This window comes from Kineococcus vitellinus (assembly GCF_009906315.1).
GTDB lineage: Bacteria > Actinomycetota > Actinomycetes > Actinomycetales > Kineococcaceae > Kineococcus > Kineococcus vitellinus.
Genome location: NZ_JAAALL010000456.1, coordinates 1 through 2,290, shown reverse-complemented (window position 1 = coordinate 2,290; position 2,290 = coordinate 1). Strand labels below are relative to the sequence as shown.

Below are 2,290 nucleotides of genomic sequence, written 5' to 3'. Positions count from 1 at the left end.
GGGCTCTGAGCGCCGGCCGGGTGGGCGCGGGCGGGGACCGCGGCGTGGTCCCCGTCACACCGCCCCGGGTGTGACGCACCTGTGTCGCGTCGCCTCGCCGCGGGCGGGTACGGTCGCCGCATGGCTGACTCCGTTGCGCTGAAGCACGCAGGTGGCGAGCTCGACCTCCCCGTGACCCCGGCGACCGAGGGGGCGCCCGGCTTCGGCATCGGCAGCCTGCTCAAGGAGACGGGGCTGGTCACGCTCGACGCCGGCTTCACCAACACCGCGTCCTGCACCTCCGCCATCACCTACATCGACGGCGACGCCGGGGTCCTGCGCTACCGCGGGTACCCCATCGAGCAGCTCGCCGAGAAGTCCACCTTCGTCGAGACCAGCTACCTGCTCATCTACGGCGAGCTGCCGACGGCCGAGCAGCTGTCCGCCTTCACCGAGCGGATCCAGCGCCACACCCTGCTGCACGAGGACCTCAAGCGGTTCTTCGACGGCTTCCCCCGCGACGCGCACCCGATGCCCGTCCTCTCCAGCGCCGTCAGCGCGCTGTCGACGTTCTACCCGAACTCGCTGAACCCCTTCGACGACGAGCAGGTCGAGCTGTCGACGATCCGGCTGCTGGCCAAGCTGCCGACGATCGCCGCGTACGCGCACCGCAAGTCGCTGGGCCAGCCGCTGCTCTACCCCGACAACCGCCTGGGCCTGGTGGAGAACTTCACCCGGCTGGCCTTCGGCAACCCCGCCGAGGACTACGAGGTGGACCCGGTCATGGTCAAGGCGCTCGACCAGCTGCTGGTCCTGCACGCCGACCACGAGCAGAACTGCTCCACCTCCACCGTGCGCCTGGTCGGGTCGGGGCAGGCGAACCTGTTCGCCTCCGTCTCCGCCGGCATCCACGCCCTGTCCGGGCCGCTGCACGGCGGCGCCAACTCCGCCGTCCTCGACATGCTCGAGACGATCCGGAACTCCGACGACGACGTCGACACGTTCATGACGAAGGTCAAGAACAAGGAGAAGGGCGTGCGCCTGATGGGCTTCGGCCACCGGGTGTACAAGAACTACGACCCGCGCGCGGCCATCGTGAAGAAGACCGCGGACCAGATCCTGTCCGGTCTGGGCAAGCGCGACGAGCTCCTCGACATCGCCATGCGGCTGGAGGAGATCGCGCTGCACGACGACTACTTCATCGAGCGCAAGCTGTACCCCAACGTGGACTTCTACACGGGCATCATCTACAAGGCGATGGGCTTCCCCACCAAGATGTTCACCGTCCTGTTCGCCCTCGGACGCCTGCCCGGCTGGATCGCGCAGTGGCGCGAGATGATCAACGACCCGGCCACGAAGATCGGCCGCCCGCGCCAGGTCTACGTCGGCGAGGGCGCGCGCGACTACCGGGACCTCGCCGGCCGCTGACCGGCCGCTGACCGGTCGCCGACCCGCACACCGCCGGTGGGCACCCCGGTCTCCGCCGCGACCCACCCGCGCCCGGAGCGCTCCCGGCTCCAGCGCGAACCCGCCACGCTCACCTCGGTGACGTCGTGGACCTTCGCCGAGGCCACCGACCAGCCGGCCAGCGCCCACGCCAGCCGCGCGGCCTCCTCGCCCTCCAGCCGGTACTCCAGCACCTTGCCCTCGCTCTCCGCGACGACGCGGGGGGCGCTCGCGGTGACCTGCGCGGCCACGGCCCGGCGCAGCCGGTCCGCGGTGGGCGTGGGGGAGTCGTCGTCGCCGCGCTCGATGCTCTCGTCCAGCGCGCGCAGCCGGCAGTTGAAGCCGCCCGGGTCGTAGCCGGTGAGGGTGCTGGCCACCAGCCGCGCCTCGGGCTCGTGGTCGCCGTAGGCCAGCGGGAAGCCGCTGCGCTGCACCCGCTGCGCGGCGTCGGTGACCGGCAGGTCGCGGTAGCCGTCGACCTCCACGAGCGCGTCGTAGAAGGCGTTCGTGGCGTACACCGGGTCCTGCACCTGCGCCGGCGTGCCCCAGCCCTGCGAGGGCCGTTGCTGGAAGAGCCCCAGCGAGTCGCGGTCGCCGTGGTCGAGGTTCTCGATCCGCGACTCCTGCACGACGGTGGCGATGGCGATGGTGGCCGCCCGCGCCGGCAGCCCGCGCAGCACCGAGATGCCCACGACCGTGGCCGCGTTGCCGGCCTGCTCGGGCGACATCGAGGTCGACTCCCCGCCCACGCGCGCCGAGCAGCGCTCGCGCACCGCGGGCGCGTCCTCGTCCTGGGTCAGCCACACCACGCCCCCCGCGAGCACCACGGTGCCCGCGGGGGGCGTGGTGTGGCTGACCCAGGACG

At 72.1% G+C, this 2,290-nt stretch carries 2 protein-coding genes; one reads left to right on the top strand and one right to left on the bottom strand.

Annotation, left to right across the window (positions count from 1 at the left end):
• Positions 1-120 precede the first annotated feature (120 nt).
• A complete protein-coding gene (locus tag GTQ99_RS22355; RefSeq protein WP_166617877.1) occupies positions 121-1,407 on the top strand; it encodes a citrate synthase in 1,287 nt (428 codons plus the stop codon).
• Here the strand turns inward: GTQ99_RS22355 and GTQ99_RS22350 are convergent.
• A complete protein-coding gene (locus tag GTQ99_RS22350) occupies positions 1,383-2,249 on the bottom strand; it encodes a hypothetical protein (protein WP_420814611.1) in 867 nt (288 codons plus the stop codon). The two genes, GTQ99_RS22355 and GTQ99_RS22350, sit on opposite strands and share 25 nt — an antisense overlap.
• Between the last annotated feature and the right edge of the window lie 41 nt (positions 2,250-2,290).